Below are 15,351 nucleotides of genomic sequence, written 5' to 3' on the forward strand. Positions count from 1 at the left end.
TCGTCTAGCAAAAATAACCAGATGTAAACGGCCTGCAAAGACGGTTGACAATCGCCGCGATGAGTGAAGCTCTCGCCACGCATGACGACATGGCTCCGCCAGGCGCGGCGCGGCTGTTGCTGATCGACGATGCGCCCGAGCAGTTGCGCCAGCTCAGCGATCTGCTGGCCCGCCACTACCGGCTGCTCCATGCCGCCGACGGGCTCGGCGGCTTTCACCGCGCCCAGGCGCAGCGGCCCGACCTGATCCTGCTGGACCTCGTGATGCCTGGCATGGACGGGCATGCTGTGTGCCGGCTACTGAAGGCCGATGCGGCCACCTGTGAGATCCCGGTGATCTTTCTCTCTGCCCAGGCGAGCGCGCAGCAACGGCTGGACGGCTTGCGCCTGGGGGCGGTGGACTACATCGCCAAGCCCTTTCTGGCCGACGAGGTGCTGGCGCGGGTCTACGTCCATCTGCCGCGCGCCAAGACCGCGCCGGGGCGCTGCGATGGCGCACACGACCCCGAACTGGCCTTCGTCAACGCAGCTACCCAGCTCATTGGCGAGCAGTTGGAGGACCTGCCCTCGGTGGGCGACCTGGCCGAGCGCCTGGGCTTGAGCGAGCGACGCCTGTCCACGCTGTTTCGCAGGCACCTCGGCCTGACGGTGTCGGGTTTCATCAGCGAGGAGCGCATCCGCGTCGGCTGCCACCTGCTGGCCGCCACGCCCATGAGCGTGCAGGACATTGCCTTCGACGTGGGTTTCACCACGGCGTCCAACTTCTCCACCGCCTTCCGCGAGCGACTGGGGCTGACGCCGCAGGCTTGGCGCCAGCACCAGCGCGACGGCGGCACCGCTTGACCCGGCGCTGGCTGACCCGGCTGCTGAGCCTCGCGCTGGCCCTGGCCGCCTGGACACCATTGCATGCGCAGCCGCCACCAACGCCTCAACCAGCCTGGCAGTTGCTCGAAGACCCCGGCGGCGCCCTGACGCTGGACGACGTGCAGGCGCGAGCCGCCGAGTTCAAGCCCCACCAGCCGACTGGCCATCTGCGCACCCCCGGCTACACACGCACCGCGCTGTGGGCCCGGCTGGAGCTGCCCGCCGACGCGCGGCCCGAGACCCTCTGGCTGGTGATGACGCTGACGCGCATCGAGCACGCGCAGCTGTGGGTCCAGGCGCCCGACGGGCAGTGGCACCACGCGCAGGCCGGCCTGCTGGTGCCGCACGCGCAATGGCCACTGGACACCGGCGACGTGAGCTTCGAGCTGCGCCCCGAGCCAGACCAGCCCCTGCGCCTGATGCTGCGCGAATCGGGCCGCACCTACGCCTCCTTCGACGCGCTGCTGTGCCGGCCGCGCGACTGCTTCGCTGAAAACCGCGATACCACCCTGGCCATTGCCGTGCTGGCTGGCAACCAGATGCTGGCCGCCGCCGGCTATCTGCTGCTGTTCTTCTTCTGGCGTCGCGCGGCATTCGCGCTAATGGCGGGGTCGGTGGCCGCATACGGGCTGTACGAGCTGAGCCTGCATGGCCTGAGCTTCCAGTACCTGTGGCCCAACGCCACCGCCTGGGCGCCGCGCAGCCTGGTGGTGCTGATGGGCACGGCGCAGTTGCTCAATTCGCTGGCCGTGGCCGCCATCCTGCCACTGCGCCAGGCCGCGCGAGCGCTGCGCTGGCCGCTGGCCGCAGCCTGGCTCGCCATTGGTGCCGCGCTGTTGACCGCGCTGTGGGGCGACTACCGGGCCGTGGCGCCCCTCGTCAACGCGCTGACGGGGCTGTGCGGCCTGCTGACCCTGGTGCTGGCCGGCTGGGCCTGCTGGCGACGCCTGCCGCTGGCTGGCTGGGCGGCCGTGGTGATGGCCTCCACGGTGCTGGGCGCGCTGCCGCGTTACGCCTATGTGCTGGGCTGGCTGGAGCTGGGGCCGGTGATGTGGCTGACCACGCCCGTCGTGCTGCTGCTGTCGCACCTGATCCTGCTGATGGCCCTGGTGCAGCAGGTGGTGCAGCAGCGCCGCGCCGAGCTGGCCGCGCAGGCGCAGCTGCTGCAGGAACGGGCCGCGCGCAGCCAGGAGCTGGAGCGGCAGGTGGCACAGCGCACCGGCGAGCTGTGCGATGCGCTGCAGGAGGCCCGCAGCCAGCACCAGCAGCGCAGCCGCCTGCTGGCCTTCATTGGCCACGACCTGCGCGCACCGCTGGCCGCGACGGTGAGCTATCTGCGCCTGCTCGGCGGCGGCGGCCGGCGCGACCAGCAACTGCGCGCCAGCGTGGAGCACAGCGTGGGCTACCAGTTGGCGCTGATCGATGAGCTCGTCGAGTTCTCGCGCGGCGAGCTGCATGAGCTGGACCTGGTGCCCGCTCCGCTCTACATCCACGGCCTGCTGCACGAGCTGGCAAAGCAAGGCGAGCTGCTGGCGCGCCAGCACCGCAACGCCTTTCGGGCAGGCATAGACCCGGAATTGCCGGCCGTGGTGCTGGCCGACGCCAAGCGCCTGCGCCAGGTGCTGCTCAACCTCTTGTCCAACGCCGCCAAGTTCACTACCGGCGGTCAGATCGAACTGAGCGTCATGCCAAGCAGTACGGCGCCGGGCGTCTGGTGCTTCGAAGTGGCTGACACCGGCAGCGGCATTGCGCCCGCGGACCAGGCCCGGCTGTTCGAACCCTTCTGGCAAGCTCCGCCGCAAGAGAATCAGCGCGCCGAGGCTGGCTCGGGCCTGGGCCTGGCGGTGGCCAAACACATCGTCGAGGCCATGGGCAGCCAGATCGAACTGGACAGCGCCGTGGGCCAGGGCAGCCGCTTCTCGTTCTTGCTGCCGCTGAGCGCAGGTCGCGCCGAGGAGGTTCTGATGCCCGCCGACGGCGTCACACCTGTCGAGACCGCCGAGACCGACCTGCTTGCGCTGCTGATCGACGCGCCGCAGGGCCATGCCGACCGCGTCGCCGAACTGCTATTCGCCGCCAACGTCGAGGTGCTGCGGCCCGCGCCCGGCGCGCTGCTTGCGCCGGCGGATCTGCTGCTGTGCGACCCCTGCCTGCTGGATGCAGACGGCCTTGCACAGGTGCAGCACTGGCGTGCCAGCGGTGCGTCACGCCGGTGCATCGCCCTCGTCGATCGCCCGCTCGCATCCGAACTGGCGGGCCTGTTCGACGCCACGCTCTACAAGCCGGTCAACGCCGCCGCCTTGCTGGCCGAGCACTTCAGCCCCGCGGCGACGCCATGAAAAAGAGCGCCTCAGACCCGCTCAGGCGCTCTTCAACGGCCGGACGGCCCGCTCTTACTTCGGCAGGTCCTTGGCGTAATTCGCCAGGCCTTCAGCAATCTCGGACTTGGCCTTCTCCGGGCCTTCCCAGCCCTTGACCTTGACCCACTTGCCCTTCTCCAGATCCTTGTAGTGCTCGAAGAAGTGCTGGATCGCGGACAGGCGGGCCGGGTTCACGTCTTCGATCTTCTGCCAGTGGTCGTACATGGGCAGGATCTTGCTGGTGGGCACGGCCAGCAGCTTGGCGTCGCCACCGGCCTCGTCGTCCATCATCAGCACGCCCAGGGGGCGGCAGGTCACGACGACGCCGGGCGTCAGCGCGAAGGGAGTGATGACGAGCACGTCGACCGGGTCACCGTCGTCCGCCAGCGTCCTGGGGATGTACCCGTAGTTGCACGGGTAGTACATAGGCGTCGTCAGGAAGCGGTCGACGAACAGCGCACCGCTCTCCTTGTCCACCTCGTACTTGATCGGGTCGGCATTCATCGGGATTTCGATGATGACGTTGAACTCGTCAGGCACCTTGGCGCCGGGGGTCACGTTGTGCAGGCTCATGGTCGTCTTTTAGGGCTAAGGAAAACCCGCATTCTAGGTTTCCCCAACATCGCTGGTAAACGTGCAACCCGGGCGTCAAACCCGGCCCTTAAGCTCGGCCGCCGAGCCCCGGCATACCCTGCCGCGGGCCACAGATGACACGCTAAACAGGAGACTCATACATGTCGACAGAAGTGGCGCTGTATTTCGCGCTGGCTTGCGGCCTCGCGGCCGTTCTTTATGGCTTCATCCAACGAAGCTGGATCCTGAGTCAGGATGCGGGCAATGCCCGCATGCAGGAGATCGCCGCGGCGATCCAGCAAGGTGCCGCCGCCTACCTCGGCCGGCAGTACCGCACCATCGGCATCGTCGGCGTCGTGCTGGCCATCGCCATCGCGGTGTCGGGCCTGGGAACGACGACGGCCATCGGCTTCGTCATCGGCGCGGTGCTGTCGGGCATCTGCGGCTTCATCGGCATGAACATCTCGGTGCGCGCCAATGTGCGCACCGCGCAGGCAGCCTCCAAGGGCATTGGCCCGGCGCTGGATGTCGCCTTCAAGGGCGGCGCCATCACCGGCATGCTGGTGGTGGGCCTGGGCCTGCTGGGCGTGGGCGGCTTCTACATGGCCATCGGCGGCGGGCATGACAGCACGGCGCTCAAGCCCATGCTGGGGCTGGCCTTCGGCTCCTCGCTGATCTCCATCTTCGCGCGCCTGGGCGGCGGCATCTTCACCAAGGGTGCGGACGTCGGCGCCGACCTGGTGGGCAAGGTCGAAGCCGGCATCCCCGAGGACGACCCGCGCAACCCGGCAGTCATTGCCGACAACGTCGGTGACAACGTCGGCGACTGCGCCGGCATGGCGGCCGACCTGTTCGAGACCTACGCGGTCACGCTGATCGCCGCGATGGCGCTCAGCGCGTTGATGATCACCGGCAGCAGCGCGCTGGCCGGCGTCGTCTACCCGCTGGCACTCGGCGGCGTGTCCATCATCGCCTCCATCATCGGCTGCTACTTCGTCAAGGCCAGCCCCGGCATGAAGAACGTGATGCCGGCGCTGTACAAGGGCCTGATCGTGGCCGGCGTGCTGAGCCTGATCGCCTTCTTCTTCGTCACCAAGGCGATGTTCCCCGGCCCCATAGAGCTGAGCACGGGTGGCACGACGAGCGCAATGGCCCTGTTCGGCGCCTGCGCGGTCGGCCTCGCGCTGACGGCGGCCATGGTCTGGGTGACGGAGTACTACACCGGCACCCAGTACCACCCGGTGCAGCACGTGGCGCAGGCCTCCACCACCGGCCACGGCACCAACGTCATCGCCGGCCTGGGTGTGTCGATGAAGTCCACCGCCTGGCCGGTGCTCTTTGTCTGCGCGGCCATCTACGCGGCCTTTGCCTTGGCGGGCCTGTACGGCATCGCCGTCGCGGCCACCTCCATGCTCAGCATGGCCGGCATCATCGTGGCACTGGATGCCTACGGCCCCATCACCGACAACGCCGGCGGCATTGCCGAGATGGCCGAGCTGCCGGCTTCCGTGCGTGACGTCACCGACCCGTTGGACGCCGTGGGCAACACGACCAAGGCCGTCACCAAGGGCTATGCCATCGGCTCCGCCGGCCTGGCTGCGCTGGTGCTGTTTGCCGACTACACGCACGCGCTGGAAGCGCGTGGCATGCACGAGGTGTTCTCGCTGTCCGACCACAAGGTGATCCTGGGCCTCTTCCTCGGCGGCCTGATCCCCTTCCTGTTCGCCGCGATGGCGATGGAAGCCGTCGGCCGGGCCGCCGGTGCCGTTGTCGTCGAGGTGCGCAAGCAGTTCGCCGATGGCGCCATCATGGCCGGCCAGCGCAAGCCCGACTACAGCGCCGCGGTCGACATGCTGACCACTGCCGCCATCAAGGAAATGATCGTTCCTTCACTGCTGCCCGTGGTGGCACCCATCCTGGTGGGGCTGATCCTCGGCCCGGCGGCACTGGGTGGCCTGCTGATGGGCACCATCGTGACCGGCCTCTTCGTCGGCATCTCGATGTGCACCGGCGGCGGCGCCTGGGACAACGCCAAGAAGCTGATCGAGGAAGGCTTCACCGACGACAAGGGCGTGCTGCACAAGAAGGGCTCGGAAGCGCACAAGGCCGCTGTCACCGGCGACACCGTGGGCGACCCCTACAAGGACACCGCCGGCCCGGCCGTGAACCCGCTGATCAAGATCATCAACATCGTGGCCCTGTTGATCGTGCCGCTGTTGCCGCTGCCTGCGGGCAGCAAGGCCCCCGAGCCCGTCGCAGCCCCGGCTGTCGTGGCGGCACCGGCGGCCAGCACCGCGGAGATGCCCGCGTCGGCAGCATCTAAGTAACACCCAGGTAAATCCCTGGCATAACGGCCCGAGAAATCAGACTTCTCGGGCCGTTTCTCCGTCTGGCCCAGGCAAAATCGCGGCTCATGGCGAGCATGGCAATCACGAGGCACGAGCTGTCGCGGCGACGCGAACAACTGCAGGATCTGCAGCGCTACCTCGCCGTGCTGGAGGCCGATCACGACGGCGCCCGCGCCAAGCTGCTCGGCTTTCGCCAGCGCTATCTCGAGGCCCTGGGCCCGCTGATGCGCGAGCTCGACGAGATCGACGCCCAGTTGCACCAGGCCACGGCCCTGTTGTCTGAGGCCTTGAAGCGCCAGGGTGTCGACGCCCCGGTGTCGGCATCCCAGCGCGCCAAGGCCTGGCCCGATGTGCCCGCCCTGCCCGACGCGACGCCGCTGCCGCCCGAACCCACGGGCCCCATGACCGACCTGCCGCCGCCCAGCCTGAAGACGCTGTACCGGCGCGCGGCGATGCGCTTCCACCCCGACCTGGCGCCCTCCGGCCCGGAGCGCGAGGTCTGCGAGCAGCGCATGATGATCGTCAACGAGGCTTACGCGAACAGCGACCGCCACCGGCTGGAAACGCTGCTGCTCGCTGCGGGCGAACTGCCCGAGAAGGTCATCGGCGGCCCGGCCGACGCGGTACGCGCCTGGCTCGGCCTGTGCGAGCACCTCGTGCAGGGCCGCATCCGCGTCGTGCAGGCGCAGACCGCCTTGCTGCACAACCTGCAGATGCACCAACTGCGCATCGCCATCGAACGTGCCGAGGGCGGCGGCATGCGGCCGCTGGACATCATGGCCGCGCGGCTGCGCACCCAGATCGCCGAGCGCCGCCAGGAGCTCTACATCGGCGAGCGTGTCGGCAGCGACGCCCGCATGGCAGCGGATTTCCTGCGCAAGCGCTACCAGCGGCTGACGGGGCTGGGCCTGGGCTGAGCCCGTCGTCCTGCGGGCTCAGTCGCAGCCTTGCGACTGGTCGTTCTGCGTCTGCGGGTCCGAGCTGGGATAGAAGTTCACCATGTCACCCGTAGCGCTGATCTGAGCGAACAGCAGCACAACGCCACGCCGGGTGTAGGTATCGGCAGACCAAGGGACGATGACGCCGTCCCACCAGGCGCCGTCCGACTCGGTTCTGCTGGCTGGCAGGTAGTTGTAGGGGTTCATGGTGGGGTCGTTGCCAACCGTCTTCACCGCGGCACCCACCAGGCGCAGGCTCGTGCCGCCGACCGTCGTTTCAACGAAGGTGAACGGCAGTTCACCATCCTGCCCCGCGGGGGTCGTCGTGGTGAGCACTGTGCCCGACGGCACGGGCTGGCCATTGCCATCGACATAAGCGCATTGCGCCAATCCACCGGCGGTACCGGTGACGGTGACGGTGTAGGGAGGAACGAAGGTCGACATAGGGACTTCTCTGGTTGTGGTGGGGAAAGAGGTGGCAGCTACATCTCACGCTGCCGATGCAGCCAGGCACGGCCTGCTTGCCAGTCAGGCTGGTCGACGACTCGCGGATCCAGGCATTTCTGTACTTCGAGCCAACGTTGAGTCAACTCGGCATGCGCCTGCAGCCATCCCGCGCGAAGCTGCAGCAGTTGCTGCGCCTGGCCGCAAGCCGCCTGCCTGGCGGACGCGTCAGTAGCATTCAGGTTCGCCTTGAACAATTGCAGTCGCACCGCTGCGTTCAAGGCTTCCAGGGATACGGGGCGCTTGGCCATCACGGCGGACAAGCGTTGTTCGACTCGCACCAGGGCCTGGTCGCGCGCCTCGCACGCCGGGCTTGCACAAGCAGGACTGGCCGCCAGTTCCAACAGCCGGACCGAACGAGGCAGCCAGCTGTCCAGGGGCGGCTTGCCCGGTCGCAGACCCTCCAGCTTCTGCAGCAGGGCCAAGGCCTGTACGGCGCGCGCGTCTGGCGGCAAGTCGGCCCGTTGCGCCAGCAGGTTGGCGTCAATCTCCAGGGCCAGGAAAGCCCAGCTCACATTGGCGGGGTCACCTCGCCGTAATTGATCAGCGGCTGACTTGGCTTGGCTCAGCACCGTCAAAGTGCTCAGGCCGGCCGCCATCTGGGTGTCGCTCAGATTCAGCAGCAGCCCGGTCTCGCGCTTCAACCATTCGAGGTCCGCAGGGTGCCGCTGGCGCAGCGACTGCACAGGCGGCAGCGCGCGGTTGAACGCCTGGGCAGCACCCGCATACCGACCCGTCAACTGCAGCAGCCCGCCCAGCCAACTGACGGTATCTCCCCAATCACTCTGCAAGGCGGCGTCGTCGGGGCGTTTGGCGAGCAAGCTCTCCTTGAGCACCAGGGAATGCCTGAAAGCTTCTTCCGCCTGAGCGAATTGCCCCTGCCTCAACCACAGGCTGCCCAAGCTGTTCTCGGCATAGGACAGCTCCAGCTGCGCATCCGCGTCCTTTGCATCGGCCTGCAGCCATTTCGCGCTGACGTCGCGATAGCGGGCCCAGTGCTTCTCGGCGGGTTCGAGCTGGCGCTGGCGGAAGAACACCTCGCCTTGCCAGAATGCCGCGGCGCCCTGAGCCTTGCGCCAGGCCGCCGTCATGTCGGCCGCGGGAGGATCGCCTTGCAGCAGCTCGGTGGCCGTCTCCAGCGGCTCCTGCGCGCTCTCCAGGTCCCGCTTGGACACCCTGACCTCGCCAATCACGGTCAAGGCCTTGGCCCGTTGCAGCCGATCAGACGCACTGAGCGGCCCCGAGCTGTCCAGCACCTTCAATGCCTTGCCGCCGACGCTGTCCAGCAACTCCAGGCGGCCGATGGGGCGCAGCTTGTCGGCAAATTCACCCAGCATGAAGCTGAGCACGTCCTCTGCCTGCTGGCGCCGTGCCTGGGCCTGCTGCTCTGCCTGTTCCGCCCGGTGGGCCTGCAACAGGCTGGTGGTCGTCAGGGCCAGCAGGGCCCCCACGGCCACACCGCCAGCCGCCACGGCCACGCGGTGGCGGCGCACGAACCGACCCAGCACATAGAGCCGGCTGTCCGGGCGCGCACGGATGGGTTCATGGTCCAGCCAGCGCTGCAAGTCCTCGGACAACGCCTGCGCGTTCGCGTAGCGCTGGGCTGGCGCCTTCTTCAGCGCCTTGGCGACGATGGTGTCGAGATCGCCGCGCAGATGCCGCGCCTGCCCGGCGATGACGGTGTCGTCCTGGCTGGCCGCCACGTCCGACAACCGCCGCGGCACATGCTCGACGACGGCTTTGAGCCGGTCCAGCTGCGTCTGCGTGTCGTCGGCGGTCGGGTGATGGCCGCCCAGCAGCAGATAGAGCAGCACCCCCAAGGCGTAGACATCGGTGGCCGTCGTCACGTCCGACTGCTGCACCTGCTCGGGCGCGGCGAACTGCGGTGTGAAGGCGCTGCCGGCGCGCTGCGTCAGCTCGGTGGCGGCGGCCCCCTGCTCCGCCTGGGTCGCATCGGCCAGTAGCTTGGCGATGCCGAAGTCCAGCAGCTTCACGTCGCCCTCGCGCGTCACGAGGATGTTGCTGGGCTTGAGGTCACGGTGCAGGATCAGCCGCGCATGGGCATGTGCCACGGCGCCCAGCACGTCGAGGAACAGGCGCACCCGGCCCTCGACATCGAGCTGCTGCTGGCGGCAGTAGAGGTCGATGGGCTGGCCATCGACGTACTCCAGCACCAGATAGGGCTGCTGGCTCTGGTGCAGGCCGGCGTCCAGCAGGCGGGCGATGTGAGGGTGGGACAGGCGGGCCAGGATCTCGCCTTCGCGCGCGAAGCGACCCGCGTCACCACGCCCGAACAGGCCGGCCATCAGGAACTTGACCGCGACCTGGCCCTCGAAACGACCGTCGGCGCGCCGCGCCAGCCAGACTGTGCCCATGCCGCCCTGCCCCAGCTGGCGCTCCAGCAGATAGGGACCAATGGCCTGGCCGGCCAGGTCGGGCGGCGGTGTGTCGTCGGGCACCGAGGCCAACGCCTCCTGCCATTGCGCCACGACGGGCTCGCTCAGGAAGCCCTGCTGCTGCAACTCCTCGGCGCGCGCCAGCATGCGCCGCAGTTGCTCGGCTGCGTCGGCGTCCTCTGTCTGCAGCCGCTCCAGGCGATGCTCGCGGGCAGCCGGGGGCAGGTCCAGCAGCTCATCCAGCAAAGGGCTCAGGGCGAGCCAGCGTTGCCTGTCCATGGACTAGCCCGCCAGGCTCATGGACAGGAACAGGCGGGCCTTCTGCCAGTCGCGCTGCACGGTGCGTTCGGTCACGCCGAGAGCCTTGGCGATCTCTGGCTCCTTCAGGCCGGCGAAATAGCGCATCTCAACGACCTGGGCCAGGCGGGGCTCCACCTGGGCCAGCTCGTCSAGAGCCTCGTGCACTCGCAGCACGTCGGCGTCGCCATGGGGCAACTGGTCGGCGATGGCGGTGTCCAGCGTCAGATGCAACTCGCCACCGCCACGGCGCTCGGCCCGCCGGGCGCGCACCAGGTCGACAACAACCGAACGCATGGCCTGGGCGGCATAGGCCAGGAAGTGGCGCCGGTCCGGGAAATCAGCCCCTTGGGCGCCGGCCACACGCATCCAGGCCTCGTGCACCAGGGCCGTCGTGTCGAGCAACGTCAGATGACCCGCGTCGCGCACATGCCGGCGCGCCAGGCGCTGCAGGTCGACGTAGAGCTGGGCCACCACCTGGTCGGCGGCGGCGCGGTCGCCTTGGCCGGCGGCCTGCAGCAATTGGGTGATGGCTTGCACCGGCCGCACTCTAACGGCTGGTAACGCCGGCGCAGGGGTTGGTTACGAGCCTGCTGCCGGCAAGCGGCAACTTTTTTGCATCCCGATGTCGGGTTTGGCGGATATCCCCCGTTTAAGAGGATGAGGAGCGATGTCCAAGCCAAGCCAGGGAGCCGGCAAAAGCCGCGGGCCGCCCATTCATTGCTCCTCACCCCGCTGTGAATCGGCCAGGTGGCCGCCAGCGCCGTCCAATCCAACGCGTGATGCCATGCTCCAATCCCAGCTCGCCGACGACCCTCCCCCGCCCGATCGCGCCGGCACGTTCACGCAGGTGCCCAAGGTGGACTCGCTCGGCGCATTCGGCCTGCGCGTGTCGCGCCAGTTCGCGCAGTGCCGCCGCAAGGGAGAGCAGCTGGCCTTGTTGTGGCTGCAGGTCGAGTTGCTGGCACGGCCTGACGACACCCTGAGCCCTGCCGAGCGCGACAACCTGATCCAGACCGTGAGCCTGCGCCTGCGCAACCGTGTACGCAGCGCGGACGAGGTCGTGCACATGGGAGAGCACTGCTTTGCCGTGCTGCTGGTAGCGGCCGGCGCGCCCGAGGCTGAGCTCGTCGAGGAGCGGCTGCGGCAGGCTCTCAGAGGCGCCTATGGCGTCGACGGCCGGCTGATGCAGGTGGGTGTGCGCCTGGGCACCGCCGTGTTCCCGCAGGCCGGGCGCAACGGCGCCGAGCTGGCGGAAGCGGCGCGGGCGAACCTGCCGGCGGCTGGGGGCGACTGAGCAGCGCTCCTCACACTTCCAGCCACTCCTTGCGGATGTAGGCATTGGCGCGCAAGTCCGCCGGCGAGCCTTCGAAGACGATGCGGCCGTGGCCCATCACGTAGCAGCGCTCGGAGATCTCCATCGCGATGGCCAGCTTCTGCTCGACCAGCAGCACGGCGATGCCGCGGTTCTTCAGCTCCTTGAGGTACTCGGCCACCAGCTCGACGATCTTGGGCGCCAGGCCTTCGGTGGGCTCGTCGATCATGATGAGGTCGGGATCGCCCATCAGCGTGCGGCAGAGTGTGAGCATCTGCTGCTCGCCACCGGACAGCACGCCGGCCTCGGTGTGCTGGCGCTCGCGCAGCCGCGGGAACATCTTGTACATGTCCTCGAAGCCCCAGCGCGGGTTCTTGGCTTTGGACTTCTGCCCCAGCATCAGGTTCTGGTGCACGGTCAGCTTGGGGAAGATGTCGCGGTTCTCGGGCACGTAACCCAGGCCCATGTGAGCGATCTCGTAGGCCTTGCGACCCACCAGCTCCACGTCGCCCCAGCACACCGAGCCCTTGGCATCGACCTGGCCCATGATGGTCTTGACCGTCGTGGAGCGCCCAGCGCCATTGCGACCGAGCAGGCTGACGATCTCCCCCGGCTTCACTTCCATGCTGACGCCATGCAGCACATGGCTCTTGCCGTAGAAGGCGTGGACGTTGTCCAGCTTGAGGATGCGCTGCTGGGTCATGCCGCCGCCTGAGTTTCTGCAAGCACCGAGCCCAGATAGGCCTCCTGCACGCGTGCATTCGCGCGCACGGCCTCGGGTGTGTCGAAGGCAATGACCTCGCCATAGACCAGCACGGCGATCTTGTCCGCGAGGCCGAAGACGACGCCCATGTCGTGCTCCACGGTCAGCAGGGTCTTGCCCACGGTGACGTCGCGGATCAGCTGGATGAAGCGCTTGGTCTCGCTCTTGCTCATGCCGGCCGTGGGTTCGTCCAGCAGGATGACGCTGGAGCCGCCGGCGATGGTGATGCCGATCTCCAGCGCCCGCGCCTCGGCATAGGTCAGGTTCATGGCCAGCACGTCGCGCTTGCGGTCGAGCTTGATCATCTCGAGGATCTGCTCGGTGCGGTCGTTGGCATCCTCGAGGTCGGCGAGGAACTTCCAGAAGGCGTAGCGGTGGCCCAGGCTCCACAGCACCGCGCAGCGGATGTTCTCGAACACCGAGAGTCGCGTGAACAGGTTGGAGACCTGGAAGCTGCGCGACAGGCCCAGGCGGTTGATCTCGTAGGGCTTCTTGCCGTCGATGCGCTGGCCGTGCAGATGGATCTCGCCCGAGGTCGGCGCGAAGCGGCCGCTGATCAGGTTGAACAGCGTGCTCTTGCCCGCACCGTTGGGGCCGATGATGGCGACGCGCTCGCCGGCCTGCACGGCCAGGTTGGCGCCGCGGATGATCTCGCTCTTGCCGAAGCTCTTGCGCAGGTCGCGCAGTTCAAGCGCAAAGCTCATAGCGCTTCCCTCCGCTTGATTTCTTTTTCGATGTCTTCCTGGATTTCGCCCCACTCGTGCACATAGTGGCGGCGCACCAGCTCGAAAAGACCCGCACCGACGACGATGAGGAAGCCGGCACCGAACCAGGCATCCAGCGTGCCGCTGTTCAGCGTGGCGCCCATGAAGCGCAGCTCGGGACCCAGGGCCTCGTTGAGTTGGCGGTGGTAGAGCATCTCGATCATGGTCGCCGCACCGACCAGCGCCGCCAGCGCCGTGCCGGCCAGCGCGAGATAGGACGTCCAGAGCTTCTTGAGCTTGCCGAAGGCCGCCACGCGCAGGTTCATCAGGATGAGGCTGGCAAAGCCGCCGGGGGCGTACATGACCATGAACAGGAAGATCAGGCCCAGGTAGAGCAGCCAGGCCTTGGTCAGCTCCGACAGCAGCACGCCGCAGATGACCATCAGCACGGCGCCGATGATGGGACCGAAAAAGAAGGTCGCACCGCCCAGGAAGGTGAACAACAGATAGGCCCCCGAGCGCGCCGCGTGCAGCACGTCGCTGCCATTGACGATCTCGGCGTTGATGGCCCCGAGGCCGCCCGCCACGCCGGCGAAGAAGCCCGAGATGGCGAAGGCCATGAAGCGCACCCAGTGCGTGTCGTAGCCGACGAACTCGACACGCTCGGGGTTGTCACGCACGGCGTTCAGCATGCGGCCCAGCGGCGTGCGCGTCAGCGCGAACATGGCCGCCGTGCAGATGAAGCAGTAGACGGCGACGAGGTAGTAGACCTGGATCTGCGGGCCGAAGCTGATGCCCATGAAGGGCTTGCCGATGACGCGGTTGCTGGACACGCCGCCCTCGCCGCCCGAGAACTCCGGCAGCATCAGCGTCAGCGCGAACACCAGTTCGCCAATGCCCAGCGTGATCATCGCGAACGGCGTGCCGGCCTTCTTCGTCGACACGTAGCCCAGCAGCGCCGCGCAGACCAGGCCCGCCAAGCCGCCCACCAGCGGGATCAGGCTGACGGGAATGCCCAGTGTGCCGGCACCGGCCATGTTCAGCGCATGGATGGCGAGGAAGGCGCCCATGCCGCTGTAGACAGCGTGGCCGAAGCTCAGCATGCCGCCTTGGCCCAGCAGGATGTTGTAGGCCAGGCAGGCGATGACGCCGATGCCCATCTGCGTCAGCATGGTCTGCGCCAGGCCCGTCGTCCAGATGCGCGGGGCGACGAAGAGGATGAGGGCGAAGAAACCCCAGACGAACCAGCGCCCGACGTTGTGGGGCTTGAAATGGAAATCCTTGGACTTGCTCATCGGATCAGTCTTCCCGCGTGCCCAGCAGGCCCTTGGGCCGGAAGATCAGGATCAGCACCATCAGCAGATAGGGCAGGATGGGGGCGACCTCGGCCATCGTCAGGCGCAGCACCGGGTAGCCCGGCGTGGCCTGGGTGATGGTGAAGCCCAGGCTGCCGAGCAGCGTGGCGAGGGAGCCGTTGATCGTCAAGGGCAGCGTCTGCAACAGACCCACGACGATGGAGCCGACGAAGGCGCCGGCCAGCGAGCCGATGCCGCCGACGACCACGACGACGAAGATGATGGCGCCGATGAAGGCCGCCATATTGGGCTCGGTCACGAAGGTGATGCCGCCGATGACGCCGGCCAGGCCAGCGAGCGCGCAGCCGCTGCCGAACACCAGCATCAGCACGCGCGGCACGTTGTGACCGAGGGCCTCGACCATCTCCGGGTGCGTCAGCGAGGCCTGGATGATGAGCCCGACGCGGGTGCGCGTCAGCAGCAACCACAGCGCCAGCAGCATCAGCAGGGCCACCAGCATCATGAAGGCCTTGGTGGCCGGGAAGGTCGAGCAGTTGGCCACCGCGCAGACCTCGGGCGACGCCTTGCCCAGCACCAGCGACATGCCGTCCTGGGCGCGCGAAACGATGGTCAGGGCCGACCCCTCCAGCAGCGCCGGCGGCGTGAACGTCACGGCGGTCCGGCCCCAGATCAGCTGCACCAGCTCCAGCACCACATAGGACAGGCCGAAGGTGATCAGCAGCTCGGGCACATGGCCGAACTTGTGCACGCGCCGCAGCGCCAGCCTCTCGAAGCCCGCCCCCAGCACGCCAACGGCCAGCGGCGCGAACAGCAGCGCCGGCCAGAAGCCCATGATGCCCACCAGCGAATAGGCGATGTAGGCGCCCACCATGTAGAAGCTGGCGTGGGCAAAGTTCAGCACGCCCATCATGCTGAAGATCAGCGTCAGGCCCGAGCTCAGCATGAAGAGCAGCAGGCCGGACGACAGGCCGTTC

The 15,351-nt window shown here is 67.9% G+C and carries 13 protein-coding genes; 5 read left to right on the forward strand and 8 right to left on the reverse strand.

The genetic code is table 11. The annotated features are described in order from the left end of the window. Positions 1-59 precede the first annotated feature (59 nt). Both ACXJLH_RS08465 and ACXJLH_RS08470 read left to right on the forward strand, forming a co-directional pair. Positions 60-842: a helix-turn-helix domain-containing protein gene (locus ACXJLH_RS08465; protein WP_457325111.1), complete on the forward strand. Its 783-nt coding sequence runs from the start codon at positions 60-62 to the stop codon at positions 840-842. After that, positions 839-3,202: a sensor histidine kinase gene (locus tag ACXJLH_RS08470; protein WP_457392210.1), complete on the forward strand. Its 2,364-nt coding sequence runs from the start codon at positions 839-841 to the stop codon at positions 3,200-3,202. Before ACXJLH_RS08465 ends, ACXJLH_RS08470 begins: the two co-directional genes overlap by 4 nt. 54 nt (positions 3,203-3,256) lie before the next feature. Here ACXJLH_RS08470 and ppa read toward each other — a convergent pair whose 3' ends face one another. Continuing rightward, a complete protein-coding gene (gene ppa / locus ACXJLH_RS08475) occupies positions 3,257-3,796 on the reverse strand; it encodes an inorganic diphosphatase (RefSeq protein ID WP_056198301.1) in 540 nt (179 codons plus the stop codon). Between the two features lie 161 nt (positions 3,797-3,957). Between ppa and ACXJLH_RS08480 the strand changes: the two genes are divergently transcribed. Both ACXJLH_RS08480 and ACXJLH_RS08485 read left to right on the forward strand, forming a co-directional pair. Beyond that, positions 3,958-6,123, forward strand: a complete 2,166-nt coding sequence (locus ACXJLH_RS08480; RefSeq protein ID WP_457443421.1) for a sodium-translocating pyrophosphatase — start codon at positions 3,958-3,960, stop codon at positions 6,121-6,123. Between the two features lie 95 nt (positions 6,124-6,218). Then, the gene (locus ACXJLH_RS08485; RefSeq protein WP_457443423.1) at positions 6,219-7,061 is read left to right on the forward strand and encodes a J domain-containing protein; all 843 of its coding nucleotides are present in this window, start codon (positions 6,219-6,221) and stop codon (positions 7,059-7,061) included. An 18-nt stretch (positions 7,062-7,079) separates the two neighbouring features. Here ACXJLH_RS08485 and ACXJLH_RS08490 read toward each other — a convergent pair whose 3' ends face one another. Genes ACXJLH_RS08490 through ACXJLH_RS08500 form a run of 3 tightly spaced genes read right to left on the reverse strand, consistent with a single transcriptional unit; the run spans position 7,080 to position 10,819 of the window. After that, a complete protein-coding gene (locus ACXJLH_RS08490) occupies positions 7,080-7,526 on the reverse strand; it encodes a hypothetical protein (protein WP_457443425.1) in 447 nt (148 codons plus the stop codon). Between the two features lie 38 nt (positions 7,527-7,564). Then, positions 7,565-10,261: a protein kinase domain-containing protein gene (locus ACXJLH_RS08495; RefSeq protein WP_457443427.1), complete on the reverse strand. Its 2,697-nt coding sequence runs from the start codon at positions 10,259-10,261 to the stop codon at positions 7,565-7,567. 3 nt (positions 10,262-10,264) lie between these two features. Continuing rightward, positions 10,265-10,819, reverse strand: coding sequence for an ECF-type sigma factor (locus tag ACXJLH_RS08500; RefSeq protein WP_200955292.1), 555 nt, complete (start codon positions 10,817-10,819; stop codon positions 10,265-10,267). A 247-nt stretch (positions 10,820-11,066) separates the two neighbouring features. Between ACXJLH_RS08500 and ACXJLH_RS08505 the strand changes: the two genes are divergently transcribed. Beyond that, positions 11,067-11,576 carry a diguanylate cyclase domain-containing protein gene (locus tag ACXJLH_RS08505; protein ID WP_457349586.1) on the forward strand — a complete coding sequence of 170 codons (510 nt, stop codon included), beginning with the start codon at positions 11,067-11,069 and terminating at the stop codon, positions 11,574-11,576. 10 nt (positions 11,577-11,586) lie between these two features. Here the strand turns inward: ACXJLH_RS08505 and ACXJLH_RS08510 are convergent, their stop codons facing one another. Genes ACXJLH_RS08510 through ACXJLH_RS08525 form a run of 4 tightly spaced genes read right to left on the reverse strand, consistent with a single transcriptional unit; the run spans position 11,587 to position 15,320 of the window. Then, on the reverse strand, positions 11,587-12,297 hold the full coding sequence (locus ACXJLH_RS08510; RefSeq protein WP_457349584.1) for an ABC transporter ATP-binding protein: 711 nt from the start codon (positions 12,295-12,297) through the stop codon (positions 11,587-11,589). Next, positions 12,294-13,061 carry an ABC transporter ATP-binding protein gene (locus ACXJLH_RS08515; RefSeq protein ID WP_457443429.1) on the reverse strand — a complete coding sequence of 256 codons (768 nt, stop codon included), beginning with the start codon at positions 13,059-13,061 and terminating at the stop codon, positions 12,294-12,296. Before ACXJLH_RS08515 ends, ACXJLH_RS08510 begins: the two co-directional genes overlap by 4 nt. Continuing rightward, entirely contained in the window at positions 13,058-14,356 is a 1,299-nt protein-coding gene (locus ACXJLH_RS08520) for a branched-chain amino acid ABC transporter permease (RefSeq protein ID WP_457443431.1), read from the reverse strand. The genes ACXJLH_RS08515 and ACXJLH_RS08520 overlap by 4 nt, the downstream gene beginning before the upstream one ends. 4 nt (positions 14,357-14,360) lie before the next feature. Further along, positions 14,361-15,320, reverse strand: coding sequence for a branched-chain amino acid ABC transporter permease (locus ACXJLH_RS08525; protein ID WP_457443562.1), 960 nt, complete (start codon positions 15,318-15,320; stop codon positions 14,361-14,363). Between the last annotated feature and the right edge of the window lie 31 nt (positions 15,321-15,351).

Source organism: Roseateles sp. P5_E4 (assembly GCF_054049255.1).